Consider the following 15,106-nt stretch of genomic DNA (forward strand, 5'->3'; position numbering starts at 1 on the left):
AACAGGCCGCAGCGGAAGTGCCCGGAGGTGGCCGCCGAGGGGCCGCGATGCTTCCCCTCCCGGCCCGCGCCGCAACCCCGACCCCTCGCCCCCGCCATTCGCGCTTCGTGAATGGCGGGCCTCGCCCGCTTGGCAGCGCGGGGCTTGAATGCTAGGGGGCCGTCATGCCGAGATATGCGCTCAGGATCGAATATGACGGGGGCCCCTTCGCGGGCTGGCAGCGGCAGGCCGCGCAGGCCTCCGTGCAGGGGGCGATCGAGACGGCGCTCGGCAGGCTCGAGCCCGGCCCCCACACGATCGCCGCGGCGGGGCGGACCGACACCGGCGTCCATGCGAGCGGACAGGTCGCCCATTGCGACCTTGTCAGGGAGTGGGATCCGTTCCGCCTCGCGGGGGCGCTGAATGCGCATCTGAAGCCCCTGCCCGTCGCCATCGTCGCCGCAGCACGGGTGCCGGAGGAGTTCCACGCCCGCTTTTCGGCCGTCGAGCGGCGCTATCTCTTCCGGCTGCTCGCGCGCCGTGCGCCCGAGGTCCACGACCGCGGCCGGGTCTGGCGCGTGCCCCATCCGCTCGATCCGGAGGCGATGCGCGCGGGCGCGGCCCATCTGGTGGGACGGCACGATTTCACCACCTTCCGCGCCGCGGGCTGTCAGGCCGCCTCGCCGGTCAAGACGCTCGACGCGCTCACGCTCGAGACAGTGGAGGGGATGAACGGCACCGAATACCGCTTCCACCTGCGCGCGCGGAGCTTCCTGCACAATCAGGTCCGCTCCATCGTGGGCACGCTCGAACGTGTGGGCGCGGGCGCATGGACGCCCGATCAGGTGCGCGAGGCTCTGGACGCCCGCGACCGCGCCGCCTGCGGGCCGGTCAGCCCGCCGCAGGGGCTCTATCTGACCGGCGTGGGCTATCCGGCCGACCCGTTCGCCTGAGGCGCGACGGTCCGAGCCTTTCCCCCTGCCCGCAGACCTCAAGCCTCCCGGGCGGCCAGCCCGATCCGCCGCGGGCGGTTCGGTGGCACCAGGGATAGGGGGGAAAGCTGCTCGGGTCTCGCCGGGCGCTGCCCGCCGCCCGGCGCGCCTTGCGCAGGCCGGCGGTCCGGGTGGGCACCGCGTCGGACGCCCGCCGACCGCTCAGGCGTCGGTCAGATGCGGCTCGTTCAGGTCCTTGAGCAGCCGTCCGTGCCGGCGCACCTCCGAGAGCACGGCGCCGAAGGTCTCGAACCCCCGCCCCTGCAGCATCGGCAGCAGCTTGAGGAAGGCATCCGCCGTGGCCACCGTGTCGCCGATGGCCGTGTGCCGCGCCTCCTCGGGGATGGTGATACCGAGCCGGTGGGTCAGCGCGTCGAGACTGTGCACGTCGCTCTGCCCGAAGAGCACCGCCGAGAGCAGCACGGTATCGAGGATCGGATTGTCGAAGCGGCGGCCGATCAGCGGCTCGGCCCGGCGCAGGAATTCCATGTCGAAGGGGGCGTTGTGGGCCACCAGCACCGCGCCCTCGGCGAACTTGTGGAAGCGGCGCCCCACCTCGACGATGTCGGGCGCCTCGGCCACCATCGCATCGGTGATGCCATGGACCTCGGTCGAGGAGGGCGGGATCGGCCGGTGCGGATTGACCAGCGTGTCGAGCACCTCGGCCTCGACCCGGCGGCCGTTCACGATCCGCACCGCGGCGATCTGCACGATCTCGTCCTGCGAGGGCATGAGGCCCGTCGTCTCGGTATCGAAGACGACATAGGTCAGATCCTCGAGCCGCGCCTCGGCCACCTTCTCGTAGCGCGCCTTCGACAGAAGCTCGAAATCATAGACCACGGCGCGCGGAATGGGCCGCGGGCGGCGGCCCGTGCGGCGCGCGGTGCGCAGCGGCAGGCAGAGGGCGGAGGCGCCGGCCCCCGCGGGCTCGGGCCAGATCTCGGTCGTGTGGGTCGAAAGCACCGTGCGCCCCGTCACCTCGGGCACGCCCGGCTCGAGCGGCTCGCCGAGCCAGTCCTCGAGAAGGCCCACGGGCAGCGGCTCGCCGTGCCAGACGAGCCGCAGCATGGCCTCGGTGCCGTCCTCGGTCAGGGTCACGCGGAAATCGTGGCCGGTGCGCCGGGCCGCCACCCGGGCGGCCAGCGTCGCCACGAGGCCGATCACCTCGAAGCCGTTGCAGCGCAGGAGGAGCGGCGCCTCGCCGATCTCGGCCGAGAGGCCCGCCTGCTCCATCCGGGCGTGCAGCCCGTCGAGCAGGTCCGAGGCGCGCGTGAGCGACAGCGGCCAGCCGTCGTGGCGGCTCTCGTCGTGGCGCGCGCCGAGTTCGGTCACGGCGGCGGCGAGACCCGCCGCCTCCTGCCGCAGCGCGCGGTCCATGTCAGGGGGCGGGCAGCTGCCGGGCGGCAGCACCTCGAACAGCGTCTGGAGGTTCGCCGCCGGCCGCCGGATCCGGTCGAAGACCTCGGCCAGCAGCGCCTCGCGCCGGGCGTAGGAGGCCAGCGCCGAGGTCACGTCGCGCAGCGTGAGCACATAGCCGGGCTTCGTCGTCTCGCCCCCGATCAGCCGCATCCGCGCGGCCAGCACCCGCGCCCCCACGACCGTGGTGCAGAGGATGTCCGAGGCCGCATCGGGATCGCCCGCCTCGATCAGCCGCCGGTGCGCATGGCGGATCGGCCCGTCGCGCAGATAGTCGAAGAGGTTGCGGTCGAGCCCCGGCGCGCCGGCCGTATTCATCAGGTCGGTCGCGGGGCCGTTGTAGAAGACGAGCTGATGGTCGCCCGAGCAGAGCAGCAGCCCCACCGGCACGTCCGACAGAAGCGCCTCGAGCCGCGCCTTCTCCGAGGACAGCCGCGAGGTCTCGCGCGCCACCGACTCGGCCAGCGCGTCGCGCGTCTCGGCGAGGGTGAGGGCGGTCGCCGAGGCGGCCGGCGCCAGATCGCCCAGATAGCGGGCGGTCGGCTCCTCGATGCCGCCGTCGATGCGGGCATGGGCGCGGGCGCGCAGCTTCGAGGCCAGCCGGATGATCGGCAGCGCCACATTGGCGTCGAAGAGATACCAGATCCAGGTGACGAGCCCGAGGATCACGAGCCCCGCGACGAGACCCACCTGCTCGAAGGCGGGCAGAAGCTCGGGGGCGTCGAGGCGCCGGTAGGCGAGGAAGAGCCCGATCGCCACCGCCACATTCGCCCCGCCCGCGAGCGCCGCGAAGAAGAGCAGGATCCGCACGCGCAGGTTGAGGCGGTCGAGCATGGCTCAGCCCCCCTCGCCCAGCAGCCGGCGCACCTCCTCGCGCAGGGCCTTCAGCTCGAACGGTTTCGAGATGAAGCCGTCGGCCCCGAGCGCGAGCCCCTTCTTGCGCTCGATGGCCGAGCCGCGGGCCGTCATCATCAGGATCTTGACGTGGGCGAGCGTCGGATCGAGCCGCACGCCCTGACAGATCTCGTAGCCGGAGACCTCGGGCAGCATCACGTCGAGCAGCACGAGATCGGGATGGGTCGAGCGGATGCGGCCCAGCGCCTCCGCGCCGCTGGCCACCCGGTCGTGCTCGTAGCCTTCGCGCGTAATCAGATAGTCGAGCGCGATGGCGATATTGTCCTCGTCCTCCACAACGAGGATCCGGCGCTTTCTGGCTCCATCGGCCATGTCACCCCTCCCTGCAGGCCGCCTTCAGCAGTTCGTCCTCCTCCCCGACCGGCGACCAGCCGGTGCCGGTGAGGGTGCCGTCGGGCCGGAGTTCCGACCCGGTCTCGAGATTCGCCGTGCGCCGGCCTCCGCAGTCGAAGGCCATGGGAACGCGCTGGGTGTTGTGCCAGCGCTGAACCACCACCACGTCGGCCCGCCGGATGCCCGGATCGCTCTCCGACCGGAGCAGCCCGGTGCGGTCGAGCGCCATGAAGCGCGTGGTGACCGGAAAGAGCATCGTCCAGGGCCGGAGGCCCACGCGGTCCTCGGGCGTCGAGATCATCACGACCTCGGCCGGCAGCGCCGCGGCGACGCGCGGATACCAGGTGTATTCGTTCCAGATCGAGAAGAAGAGCATCCCCGCCCCCGCCGCGATCGGCACGATCCATTTCGGCAGCCGCCGGCGGCTGAGGAGGCGCAGGAGCAGCGCGATCCCGGCAAGACCGGCTCCGGCGGCGAGGGTGGCGAGGAGGTCCATGACCATGGCGGGGCCTTCAGGTGCGCGCGCCGCGGGCAGAGCCCAGCGCGGATTGCATGGTGCGCACGACGACGAAGGCGTCGCGCAGGTGACTGCGCTCGAAATCCGACAGGTCCGAGGGGGCGAGGAAATTGTCCGGCGCGCGGCCCGACCGGATCAGCCGCGCCTGGTTTTCGAGCCGGATCTGGGCGATCATGTCATAGGCCTCGATCAGGTCGCGCGCGCCCGAGACCGAGATCACGCCCGCATTCTCGGCCGTGTGCAGCCGGGCGCGCGTGTTCACGGCGCCGAGCTCGCCGATCAGCGCATAGACGCGGCCGAGGTCGATCACCGGCACGACACCGTTGTGCTTGAGATCGATGTGGTTCTTGTGCTCGCCCGACCGGATGGTGGCGAAGCCGCGGATCAGCCCCAGCGGTGGCATGTGCTTCAGCGAATTCGCGATCATGTGCGCGACGAAGATCGAGTTCTTCGCGGCCATCCCCAGCGTGTCGGCCTGAAGCTCGTGGAACAGGCTCTCGTCGCCGCCGATGGGGCGCAGGTCGAACATGACCGACGACAGCATCTGCGCCATCGGGTCGGGCCGGTCGATCCAGCCGAGGAAATACTGCCGCCAGACCGCGAGCGGCTGCCGCCAGCGCGGGTTGGTGGCCATCATCTCGCCCGGGCAATAGACATAGCCGCAGGCGTCGAGCCCGTCCGAGACGAAGGCCGCGAGCGCGGAAAAATAGGGCTCGTCGGCCGGCAGCGTCTTGTCGGACAGGATCAGGCAATTGTCCTGATCCGAGACGCCGGTCTGCTCCTGCCGCCCCTGGCTGCCGCAGGCGCACCAGCAATAGGCCACCGGCGGCGGCCCGAGCTCGGCCTCGGCGAGCGCGAGCAGGCGGCGCGTCACCGTGTCGGAGATGTCGGTGATGAGCCGCGTGACCACCTCGTGCGAATTGTGCCCCGCCACGAGCTGCACGAGGAGCTTCGGGATCCGCGCCGTCACCGCCTTCAGTTCGTCGAGCGACTCGGCCGTGGCCGCATCGCGCACCAGCTGCGCCGATGAGACGGCCTGAAAGCGGGTGAGGTCGGTCTGGGTGATCATGCCGACGAGACGGCCCTCCTCGACCACCGGCAGATGGCCGATGCGCCGCTCGAGCATCACATGCAGGATGTCCGACCCCAGCGCCTCGGGCGCCAGCGCAATCGGGTCGCGGGTCATCACCTCGGCCACCGGGGTCGACGGATCGAGCCCAGTGGCCACGACCTTGTTCGTCATGTCGCGGGTGGTGACGATGCCGAGGAAGGCGCTGCCCTCGACCACGCCCAGCGACGAGACGCCCGCGTCGCGCATCTTCATGGCGGCGGCGCGGATCGTCTCGGCCGGGCCGCAGGTCACGGGCTTGCGCGCCATGAGGTCGGCCACCTTCTGCGTCGTGAGGTCGGAGGCGCGGTAGCCTTGCGTCCGCCGCCGGGTGAAGAACCGCTCGAAGGCCGGCGAGGCCGCGAAGAGCTGGCGGAATTCGTCGGCGGGCAGCATGAGCAGCACGCCCTCCGAGGTGGACTGCGCCGTGGTCGCGGCGCGGCCGTCGCGCATGAGGCCCCGTTCGCCGAAGGAGTTGCGCGGGCCCAGCACCGAGATCACGTCGCCGGACGGCTCGAGGATCTCCACCCCGCCCCGCTTGACGAGATAGAGGCCAGTCAGCCGCTCGCCGTGACGGTAGATCGTCTCGCCGGCGGCGATCTCCCTGCGGCTGAAGCAGCCGGCGACACGCGCCAGCTCGTCCCGCGGCAGGCTGTCGTAGGGATGCACCGTCTCCAGAAAGCTCACGATGGTCTGCACGTCTTCCATGAGGCTCCTCGACACTGCACCGGATCGGCGCGCCCCCCTGCCCGGGGGACGCGCCCTTGGCCCTCAGTGGGCCGTGGCCTTGCCGGCACCGCGCGGAATGCGGATGCTTTCGACCAGATCGACCACCTGACGCGGCGGAGCCTTCGTCACCGCCGAGACCCCGAAGGCCACGGCGAAGTTCAGGATGGCGCCGATGGTGCCGATCGACAGCGGCGAGATGCCGAAGAAGTAGTTGGCGGGAACGTCTTCATACATCGCGGTGCCGGGGATGAAGAACCAGCCCTTGTAGAGGAAGATGTAGACCGCGGTGAAGATCAGGCCGACGAGCATCCCGAGGATCGCGCCTTCCTTGTTCACGCGCTTCGAGAAGATCCCCATCATCAGCGCCGGGAAGATCGTCGCGGCGGCCAGACCGAAGGCCAGTGCCACCACCTGCGCGGCAAAGCCGGGCGGGTTGAGGCCGAGCCAGGTGGCGATCGCGATCGCGCCGGTCATCGAGATCCGCGCGGCCAGAAGCTCGCCCTTCTCCGAGATGTTCGGGTTGATCGACCCCTTGATGAGGTCGTGCGAGATCGCAGACGAGATGGCGAGCAGCAGGCCCGCCGCGGTCGAGAGGGCGGCAGCCAGCGCGCCGGCGGCCACGAGCGCGATCACCCAGCCCGGAAGGGCCGCGATCTCGGGGTTGGCGAGCACCATGATGTCGTTGTCGATCTTGGTGACTTCGTTGCCGGCCCAGCCGCGCTCGGCGGCCACCTCGGCCATCGCCGGGTTCTTGTCGTTGTAGTACTGGATCTTGCCGTCGCCGTTCAGGTCTTCCATCACGAGCAGGCCGGTCTGTTCCCAGGTCTTCACCCAGTTCAGGCGCGGATCGGTCTGGATCGCCTCGACCGAGATCGCATCGGCATCCAGCGCATTGCCCGTCACGGCGCCGGGCCACATGGTGGTGGTCAGGTTCAGGCGCGCCATCGAGCCCACGGCCGGAGCGACGGTATAGAGGAGCGCGATGAAGACGAGCGCCCAGCCGGCCGAGGAACGGGCGTCGGCCACCTTCGGCACGGTGAAGAAGCGGATGATGACGTGCGGCAGGCCCGCGGTGCCGATCATCAGCGACATGGTGAAGAGGAACATGTTCAGCATCGAGGGCGTATCGGCGGTGTAGGCGGTGAAGCCCAGTTCCGTGACCACCTGGTCGAGCTTGGCGAGGAACGCCTGGTCGCCGCCCGCGGGCGCATAGTCGCCGATCAGGCCGAGCTGCGGCAGGAAGGCCCCCGTCAGCGCGAGCGAGATGAAGATCGCGGGGATCGTGTAGGCGATGATGAGCACGACATACTGGGCCACCTGCGTGTAGGTGATGCCCTTCATGCCGCCGAACACGGCATAGGCGAAGACGATCGCCGCGCCGATGTAGAGACCCATGTCGGTCGAGATCTCGAGGAAGCGCCCGAAGGTCACGCCCACGCCGCGCATCTGCCCGATCACATAGGTGATCGAGATGATGATGAGGCAGACCACCGCCAGAAGCCGGGCGCCGCCCGAATAGAAGCGGTCCCCGATGAATTCCGGCACGGTGAACTTGCCGAACTTGCGCAGGTAGGGCGCGAGCAGCAGGGCCAGAAGCACATAGCCGCCGGTCCAGCCCATGAGGAAGGCCGACTGGGTGTAGCCGCCGGCCGGGGCGAGCGCGATGATGCCCGCCATCGAGATGAAGGAGGCCGCCGACATCCAGTCCGCGCCCGTGGCCATGCCGTTCATGACCGGGTGCACGCCCTGACCGGCGGCATAGAACTCTGCGGTCGAACCCGCCCGGGCCCAGATCGCAATCCCGATGTAGATGGCAAAGGTGATGCCGACCACGATCAGGTTGAGAGTGAATTGATCCATCCTGTGCGGCCCCCCTTACTCGTCCACGCCGTATTCACGGTCGAGCTTGTTCATCCGCCAGGCGTAGACGAAGATCAGCACGAGGAAGACGTAGATGGAGCCCTGCTGGGCGAACCAGAAGCCGAGGTCGGCCCCGCCCACCATGATGCCCTCGAGCGCGGGGCGCAGGATGATGCCCAGTCCGAACGAGCAGGCGAACCAGATCGCCAGCGAGATGAGGATGATGCGGACGTTCGCCGACCAGTAGGCATTCGACGACGTCCGGTCTGATGTCACATGACCAGTTCTGTCCACCATTGGACTTCCTCCCTGTAGGTTTCTTCTTCATGCCCGGTCCCTCCTCCTCGAGGGACCGGGGCTCGTTTACGCCGACACGCGGCCCACGATACGGCCCAGCGCGCTCGCGATCTCGTCGATGGCTCCCATCGCATCGATCCGTTCGAGCACGCCGCAGCCGTCGTAGTAGGCGATCAGCGGGGCCGTCTGCGCATGGTAGGCGGCGAGCCGCGCTCCCACGGTGTCGGCATTGTCGTCGGGACGGCGCTTGAACTCCGTCCCGCCGCACTTGTCGCAGGTCCCCGCGCGCGCGGGCTGCTTGAAGCTGTCGTGGTATCCCTCACCGCAGGCGGCGCAGGTGCTGCGGCCCGACACCCGCTCGACCATCGCCCCGTCATCGACCTCGAGGCTGATCGCCGCCGTGACCCGCTGGCCCGCCCGCTCGAGGAGCCCGTCGAGGGCCGCGGCCTGCCCCGCGGTGCGGGGAAAGCCGTCGAGGATGATGCCGCGCGCGACATCGGGCTGCGCCATCCGGTCGGCGAGGATCGCCAGCACGATCTCGTCGGACACGAGGCCCCCCGCCTCCATCACCGCCTTCGCGGCCATGCCTGCGGGCGTGCCCGCGGCCACCGCCGCGCGCAGCAGATCGCCCGTCGAAAGCTGGACGAGGCCGAAGCGCTCCTCGAGCATCCGGGCCTGGGTGCCCTTGCCCGCGCCCGGAGGCCCGAGCAGGATCAGCACGGGCGGACGGGTGGTCGTCTCGGTCACGCCCTCCATGCCTCAGCCCCGGTTCTTGCGGTTGGCGATCAGGTCGTCGACCACCGACGGATCGGCCAGCGTCGTGGTGTCGCCGAGCGAGCCGAAGTCGTTCTCGGCGATCTTGCGCAGGATGCGGCGCATGATCTTGCCCGAGCGGGTCTTGGGCAGGCCCGGCGCCCACTGGATCACGTCCGGCGAGGCGATGGGGCCGATCTCGGTGCGGACCCATTTCACCAGATCCTTGCGCAGCTCCTCGGTCGGCTGGACCCCGTTCATCAGCGTGACATAGGCATAGATGCCCTGCCCCTTGATGTCGTGCGGATAGCCCACCACCGCGGCTTCGGCGACCTGCGCATGGGCGACGAGCGCGGATTCCACCTCGGCGGTGCCCATCCGGTGGCCCGAGACGTTGATGACGTCATCGACCCGGCCCGTGACCCAGTAATAGCCGTCCGCATCGCGGCGGCAGCCGTCGCCGGTGAAGTAATAGCCCTTGTATTGCGAGAAATAGGCCTCTTCGAACCGCTCGTGGTCGCCCCAGAGCGTGCGCATCTGCCCCGGCCAGCTGTCGGCGATGCAGAGCACCCCCTCGGTCGCGGTTTCGTGCAGCTCGTGCCCGTCGGTCGGGTCGAGGATCACCGGCTTCACCCCGAAGAAGGGCTTCGAGGCCGCGCCCGGCTTCACCGGGATCGCGCCCGGCAGCGGCGTGATCATGTGGCCGCCGGTCTCGGTCTGCCAGAAGGTGTCGACGATCGGGCAGCGGCCCTTGCCGACATGGGTGTTGTACCAGCTCCAGGCCTCGGGGTTGATCGGCTCGCCCACCGAGCCCAAGAGCTTCAGCGACGACAGGTCGTACTTGTCGACCCATTCCGGCCCGAGGCCCATCAGCGAGCGGATCGCCGTGGGCGCGGTGTAGAACTGGTTCACCTTGTGCTTCTCGCAGACGGCCCAGAAGCGGCCCGCATCGGGATAGGTCGGCACGCCCTCGAACATGAGCGTGGTCGCGCCGTTCGCCAGCGGGCCGTAGACGATGTAGCTGTGGCCCGTGACCCAGCCCACGTCCGCGGTGCACCAGAAGACGTCGCCGTCATGGTAGTCGAAGGTCATCTGATGGGTCATGGCGGCATAGGTCAGATAGCCGCCCGAGGTGTGCACGACCCCCTTCGGCTTGCCGGTCGAGCCCGAGGTATAGAGGATGAAGAGCGGATCCTCGGCATTCACCTCCTCGATCGGGCAGTCGGGCGAGGCGTGGCGCATCAGCTCCTTCACGTCCACGTCGCGGCCGTCCATCCAGTGGATCTGGTCGCCCGTGTGCTTGACGACGAGGCAGCGCACCCGGTCCGAGCAATGGAGAAGGGCTGCGTCGGTGTTCGACTTCAAGGGCGTGCGCCGGCCGCCACGCGGAGCCGTGTCGGCGGTGATGACCACCTTGGCCTGACAGTCGTTGATCCGGTTCGCCAGCGCGTCGGGCGAGAAGCCCGCGAAGACGACGGAATGGATGGCGCCGATCCGGGCGCACGCCAGCATCGCATAGGCGGCCTCGGGGATCATCGGCAGATACATCACCACCCGGTCGCCCTTGCGCACGCCCTGGCTCACCAGCACGTTGGCCATGCGGCAGACGTTGTCGTGCAGCTCCTGATAGCTGATGTGCTGGGCCGGCACGTTCGGATCGTCCGGCTCCCAGATGATCGCGGTCTGCTTGGCCCGCGTCGCCAGATGCCGGTCGATGCAGTTCCAGGCGATGTTCAGCGTGCCGTCCTCGAACCACTTGATCGAGACCTCGCCCGGCCGGAAGTTCGTGTTCTTGACCTTGGTGTAGGGCTTGATCCAGTCGAGCCGCTTGCCCTGTTCGCCCCAGAACGCCTCCGGGTCGGCCACGGATGCAGCATACATCCGCTCGTAGCCGGCCGCGTCGACATGGGCTTGCGCAATGAAATCTGCCGACGCGGTATAGACCGCATTCGCCTGAGCGTGATCCATGAAAGCTCCTCCAACAGTCGGGCCGCGCGCGGCCCGCTACAAGGCCGCAACGGCGGCCACCCTCCTCCATTAGCCAGAGTGTAACGCATCAGTCAATTTTCGCGTAACTCTTTTTGCCACCATGATTTTTCTGTCACTTTTTTTACTGGATTCGTCGAAAAGCTGTAAATCATGAAAACGGACAGCGCCATTTGCGCTTGTTTTTCAACGTTCTGCCCGCGCGCGAATGACGCAGGGGCAGGCGCCCGCACAAGGAGAGCCCGAGGCACGGGCGCTGCGGCTCCCTCCACGCGAGAGCGGCCAGCGGCGCTATGCCGCTGCCGGCGAGGGCCCCCTCGGCTCTGCGATTCGGTCAGCTCTCGGAAAGGATCGCGTCTGCGCCCGCAATGTCTGGCGCATAGCGCACCAGCGGCTCGCGCAGGCCCTGCGCGAGGAGCACGCGGCGCACCTCGAGATTGGCCCCGGTCAGGAAGAGCTGCCCGCCCCCCCCGGTGCATCTTGTGGGCGAGGAGTTCGAACGAGCGCGCGCCCGAACTGTCGATGAAGGGCACTTCGGTGAAGTCCAGCACGAAGGCACGCGGCCGCTCGGCGAACCGGTCGAGGGCCGAGCCGAGCATCGCCGCCGCCCCGAAGAAATAGGGCCCGCGCAGCCGGTAGACGACGCGCTCGGCCGTGACGGCGCCGCCCGCCTCGGGCACCTGCGCGGGCTCGGCCGAGGCCGCGTCGGACATGCGCCGGATGAAGACGAGCCCGCCGAGCGCGAAACCCACGACGATCCCCTCGGTCAGGTCCCGGAACACCACGAGCAGGAAGGTCGCAAGCACGACCATCGCATCGCCGCGCGAGGTGCGCAGGAGGGCCCAGAATTCCTCCTTCTCGAACATGTTCCACGCCACGACGGCGAGGAGCCCCGCCAGCGCCGCCAGCGGGATGTAGGCCGCAAGCGGGGCCGCCACCAGCATGAAGCCCAGCACGAAGAGCGCATGCAGCATCCCCGATACCGGCCCGCGCGAGCCTGCGCGCACGTTGGTGGCCGTCCGGGCGATGGTGCCCGTCACGCAGAAGCCGCCGAAGAGCGCCGAGCCCACATTGGCCCAGCCCTGCGCGATGAGCTCGGCATTGGGCCGGTGCTGCGTCCCCGCCATCCCGTCCGCCACCACGGCCGAAAGAAGCGACTCGATGGCGCCGAGCAGCGTGAAGCTCACCGCCCACGGCAGCGCCGCAAGGATCGCCTCGCGGTCGAGGGCCGGCAGGGCGGGCGTCGGCAGCATCTTCGGCAATTCGCCGAAGCGCGTGCCGATGGTCTCGACCGGCAGCTTCAGCACGAGCACCGCGACCGAGGCCAGAACGATGGCGATGAGAAGGCTCGGCAGCCGCGGGGAGAGGCGCTTCAGCCCCTCGATCATGGCGATGGTGCCCACCGCCACGCCGAGGGCCGCGGGGGTGATCGTCTCGCGCGCGGCCCAGAGCGCCGCGACCTTCTCCACCAGCGCCGAAGGCTCGGGCCCCGCGAGCGTCAGGCCCAGCAGCTCCTTCATCTGGCTCGCGGCAATGATGACCGCGATCCCCGCCGTGAAGCCCACCGTCACCGGATAGGGGATGAAGCGGATGTAGCTGCCGAGCTTCAGCGTGCCCACCGCGATCAGCAGGAAGCCCGACAGGAAGGTGGCGAGGATCAGCCCCTCGATCCCCGTCTGCATCACGCAGGCCGCGACAAGGACGATGAAGGCGCCCGCGGGGCCTCCGATCTGGAAGCGGCTCCCGCCCAGCGCCGAGACGAGAAAGCCGCCCACGATGGCGGTATAGAGCCCGCGCTCGGGCCCCACGCCCGAAGCGATGGCGATGGCGGTCGACAGCGGCAGCGCGACGATCGCCACGGTCAGGCCCGCCAGCGCATCGGCGCGCAGGTCGCGCAGCCCGTAGCCTTCGCGGAACACGGTCACGATCTTCGGCAGAAAGTGATCCCAGAAGGTGAGGCTTGTCCCGCGCATGTCCGTGCCTGTATCGCTGATTTTCGCAAGCGGAGCGCCCGGCTCCGCAGCTTGTCAAGCGTTCCCCGGATCATGCCCGAGCCCCGAGACCTTCTTCAGTCGGCCGATGACGAGGCCCGCGCCCTCGCCCGGAGCCTCCTCGCCCGCGCGCGCCACGCCGCGCTGGCCGTCACCGATCCCGCCACCGGCACGCCGGGAATCAGCTTGATCGCCTTCGGGCTCGACCCGGAGGGCCTGCCGCTGACGCTCGTCTCCGCCCTCGCGCCCCACCGCGAGGCGCTGCGGCTTCACCCCGAGGCGGCCGTCCTCGTGGGCGAACCCGGCGAGAGGGGCGACCCTTTGACGCACCCCCGGCTGATGGTGAAGGTGCGGGCCGCGCAGGTCGCCCGGACGGCGCCCCGGCACGAGGCGCTCCGCGCCCACTGGCTGGCCACCCATCCCAAGGCCAGGCTCTATATCGACTTCCCCGATTTCGCCTTCGTGCGCCTCGCGCCGGTCTCGGCGGTGCTGAACGGCGGCTTCGGCCGCGCCTGGCGCCTCGCGCCCGAGGATCTGCGCCCGGAATGACGGACCACCCCGGGGCCTGTCAGGCCCGGAGCCCGCTGCCCTCCGGGCTTCCCGCCCCCTCCCCCACGCGACAGTCAGGGCGCGTAATCGCGCGCGGGCTTGCCAGCGGCCTGCCGGCCTCGCTACCTTCCGTGCATGAGGATGATCGCATGACCTTCACCCGGCGCTGGCTGCTCTCGGCGCTTCTGGCCAGCGCGGCCACGCCGGTGCTGGCCGAGGCCCCGCTCACCTCGCCGCGCCCGCCGCGCCGCGGCTTTCTCGAGCCGCCGCCCGAGGCGGGCGACCTCGTCGCGCGCGCGGCCCTCGGGGGCGCGGCGGCCTATGTGGTGGCCGATGCCCGCAGCGGCACCGTGCTCGAAGCCGCGAATGCGGCGCTCCGCCTGCCGCCCGCCAGCACGGCCAAGACGGTGACGGCCCTCTACGGGCTCGAGACGCTCGGGCCCGACTTCCGCTTCACGACCCGGCTCCTCGCCACGGGACCGATCACGAACGGCATCCTGCAGGGCGACCTCATCCTCTCGGGCTCGGGCGATCCCACGCTTTCGACCGATGCGCTGGGCGAGATGGCGGCGCGGCTCCGCGCCCGCGGCATCACCGGCATCACCGGCCGCTATCTGGCCGATGCGAGCGCGCTGCCCGCCGTGCCCTTGATCGATCCCGAACAGCCCGACCATGTGGGCTACAACCCCGCCCTCTCCGGCCTCAACCTCAACTTCAACCGCGTGCATTTCGAGTGGAAGCAGGCGGCGAAGGGCTGGTCGGTGACGATGGACGCCCGCGCTGAGCGCTTCGTGCCGCCCGTGTCGATGGCGCGGATGAAGGTCGTGACGCGCGACCTGCCGATCTACACCTATGCCGGCGATCAGGGCTCGGACAGCTGGACGGTGGCGAGCGGCGCCCTCGGTGCGGCGGGCAGCCGCTGGCTGCCGGTGCGCCATCCCGAGGCCTACACCGCCGAAGTCTTCCAGACCCTCGCCCGCGCGCAGGGCATCGAACTGCCCGCGGCGCAGGTCGTCCGGGTCCGCCCCGAAGGCGCGGCGCTGGTCGAGTGGCAGAGCGACCCCCTGCGCGAGATCCTGCGCGACATGCTGAAGTTCTCCACCAACATCACGGCCGAGGCGGTGGGCCTTGCGGCCTCGGGTGCGCCGTCGCTCGCGCAGTCGGCCGCCGCCATGAGCGCCTGGGCCAACCGGCGCTTCGGCCTCTCGACCGCGTTCCACGACCATTCCGGGCTGGGCGGCGGCTCGCTCGTCTCGGCCGCGGACATGGTGACGGCGCTCCTTGCCGCCGAGCGCGAGGGGCTCGGCCTGCGCCCGCTCCTGAAGCGGACCGAGATCGGCGGCGGCAAGGGCACGAAGAAGGGCGCGCGACGCATCGCCGTCGCGGCCAAGACCGGCACGCTCAACTTCGTGTCGGGCCTCGTGGGCATCGCCACGGCCCAAGACGGGCGCGACCTCGTCTTCGCCATCTATTGCGCCGACCGCGACCGCCGGTCGGCCCTGCCGATGGAGGCGCGCGAGCGCCCGCCCGGCGGCTCGGCCTGGCTCGGCCGGGCCCGCGCGCTGCAGCGCGCCCTCATCGAACGCTGGGCCGCCCTTCCCGCCTGACCGCTCGCCACCCCACCGCCTTCCGTCTTTCACTCTGCCCAAATATCCTCGGGGGAGCCGCCCCGGAGGGGCGG

General features: G+C 70.0%; 11 protein-coding genes and 1 pseudogene. 3 read left to right on the top strand and 9 right to left on the bottom strand.

The annotated features are described in order from the left end of the window. Window positions 1-164 precede the first annotated feature (164 nt). Window positions 165-932, top strand: a complete 768-nt coding sequence (truA, locus tag RSP_RS11160) for a tRNA pseudouridine(38-40) synthase TruA (RefSeq protein WP_011338327.1) — start codon at window positions 165-167, stop codon at window positions 930-932. A 201-nt stretch (window positions 933-1,133) separates the two neighbouring features. Here truA and RSP_RS11165 read toward each other — a convergent pair whose 3' ends face one another. The 9 genes and pseudogenes from RSP_RS11165 to RSP_RS11205 form a co-directional block, all read right to left on the bottom strand. Next, window positions 1,134-3,221 (bottom strand): exonuclease domain-containing protein, encoded by a 2,088-nt coding sequence (locus RSP_RS11165; protein WP_011338328.1) that lies wholly within the window; start codon window positions 3,219-3,221, stop codon window positions 1,134-1,136. Window positions 3,222-3,224: 3 nt separating this feature from the next. Beyond that, entirely contained in the window at window positions 3,225-3,614 is a 390-nt protein-coding gene (locus RSP_RS11170) for a response regulator transcription factor (RefSeq protein WP_002720740.1), read from the bottom strand. Between the two features lies 1 nt (window position 3,615). Beyond that, window positions 3,616-4,137, bottom strand: a complete 522-nt coding sequence (locus RSP_RS11175) for a hypothetical protein (RefSeq protein ID WP_011338329.1) — start codon at window positions 4,135-4,137, stop codon at window positions 3,616-3,618. Between the two features lie 10 nt (window positions 4,138-4,147). Further along, window positions 4,148-5,968, bottom strand: a complete 1,821-nt coding sequence (locus RSP_RS11180; protein ID WP_002720742.1) for a DUF294 nucleotidyltransferase-like domain-containing protein — start codon at window positions 5,966-5,968, stop codon at window positions 4,148-4,150. Between the two features lie 63 nt (window positions 5,969-6,031). Then, window positions 6,032-7,849, bottom strand: coding sequence for a sodium:solute symporter family protein (locus RSP_RS11185; RefSeq protein ID WP_011338330.1), 1,818 nt, complete (start codon window positions 7,847-7,849; stop codon window positions 6,032-6,034). Between the two features lie 15 nt (window positions 7,850-7,864). After that, the gene (locus RSP_RS11190) at window positions 7,865-8,146 is read right to left on the bottom strand and encodes a DUF4212 domain-containing protein (RefSeq protein WP_002720744.1); all 282 of its coding nucleotides are present in this window, start codon (window positions 8,144-8,146) and stop codon (window positions 7,865-7,867) included. Window positions 8,147-8,212: 66 nt separating this feature from the next. Then, entirely contained in the window at window positions 8,213-8,902 is a 690-nt protein-coding gene (locus tag RSP_RS11195) for an adenylate kinase (protein WP_011841527.1), read from the bottom strand. Between the two features lie 3 nt (window positions 8,903-8,905). Further along, complete coding sequence (gene acs / locus RSP_RS11200) at window positions 8,906-10,867, bottom strand: acetate--CoA ligase (protein ID WP_009561943.1); 1,962 nt, start codon at window positions 10,865-10,867, stop codon at window positions 8,906-8,908. A gap of 352 nt (window positions 10,868-11,219) precedes the next feature. Beyond that, window positions 11,220-12,858 (bottom strand): annotated as a pseudogene (locus RSP_RS11205) (SulP family inorganic anion transporter). Between the two features lie 72 nt (window positions 12,859-12,930). Here RSP_RS11205 and RSP_RS11210 point away from each other — a divergent pair. Together RSP_RS11210 and dacB are read left to right on the top strand one after the other, a co-directional pair. After that, the gene (locus RSP_RS11210; protein WP_011338334.1) at window positions 12,931-13,425 is read left to right on the top strand and encodes a pyridoxamine 5'-phosphate oxidase family protein; all 495 of its coding nucleotides are present in this window, start codon (window positions 12,931-12,933) and stop codon (window positions 13,423-13,425) included. Between the two features lie 149 nt (window positions 13,426-13,574). Then, complete coding sequence (gene dacB, locus RSP_RS11215) at window positions 13,575-15,032, top strand: D-alanyl-D-alanine carboxypeptidase/D-alanyl-D-alanine endopeptidase (protein WP_011338335.1); 1,458 nt, start codon at window positions 13,575-13,577, stop codon at window positions 15,030-15,032. The last annotated feature ends 74 nt before the right edge of the window (window positions 15,033-15,106 follow it).

It is taken from the genome of Cereibacter sphaeroides 2.4.1, assembly GCF_000012905.2.
Taxonomy (GTDB): Bacteria; Pseudomonadota; Alphaproteobacteria; order Rhodobacterales; family Rhodobacteraceae; genus Cereibacter_A; species Cereibacter_A sphaeroides.

What these genes read in the sequence shown, in the direction of transcription:
- truA (WP_011338327.1), top strand. Translation starts at nt 165, where the DNA reads ATGCCGAGATATGCGCTCAGGATCGAATATGACGGGGGCCCCTTCGCG.
- RSP_RS11165 (WP_011338328.1), bottom strand. Translation starts at nt 3,221, where the DNA reads ATGCTCGACCGCCTCAACCTGCGCGTGCGGATCCTGCTCTTCTTCGCG.
- RSP_RS11170 (WP_002720740.1), bottom strand. Translation starts at nt 3,614, where the DNA reads ATGGCCGATGGAGCCAGAAAGCGCCGGATCCTCGTTGTGGAGGACGAG.
- RSP_RS11175 (WP_011338329.1), bottom strand. Translation starts at nt 4,137, where the DNA reads ATGGTCATGGACCTCCTCGCCACCCTCGCCGCCGGAGCCGGTCTTGCC.
- RSP_RS11180 (WP_002720742.1), bottom strand. Translation starts at nt 5,968, where the DNA reads ATGGAAGACGTGCAGACCATCGTGAGCTTTCTGGAGACGGTGCATCCC.
- RSP_RS11185 (WP_011338330.1), bottom strand. Translation starts at nt 7,849, where the DNA reads ATGGATCAATTCACTCTCAACCTGATCGTGGTCGGCATCACCTTTGCC.
- RSP_RS11190 (WP_002720744.1), bottom strand. Translation starts at nt 8,146, where the DNA reads ATGGTGGACAGAACTGGTCATGTGACATCAGACCGGACGTCGTCGAAT.
- RSP_RS11195 (WP_011841527.1), bottom strand. Translation starts at nt 8,902, where the DNA reads ATGGAGGGCGTGACCGAGACGACCACCCGTCCGCCCGTGCTGATCCTG.
- acs (WP_009561943.1), bottom strand. Translation starts at nt 10,867, where the DNA reads ATGGATCACGCTCAGGCGAATGCGGTCTATACCGCGTCGGCAGATTTC.
- RSP_RS11210 (WP_011338334.1), top strand. Translation starts at nt 12,931, where the DNA reads ATGCCCGAGCCCCGAGACCTTCTTCAGTCGGCCGATGACGAGGCCCGC.
- dacB (WP_011338335.1), top strand. Translation starts at nt 13,575, where the DNA reads ATGACCTTCACCCGGCGCTGGCTGCTCTCGGCGCTTCTGGCCAGCGCG.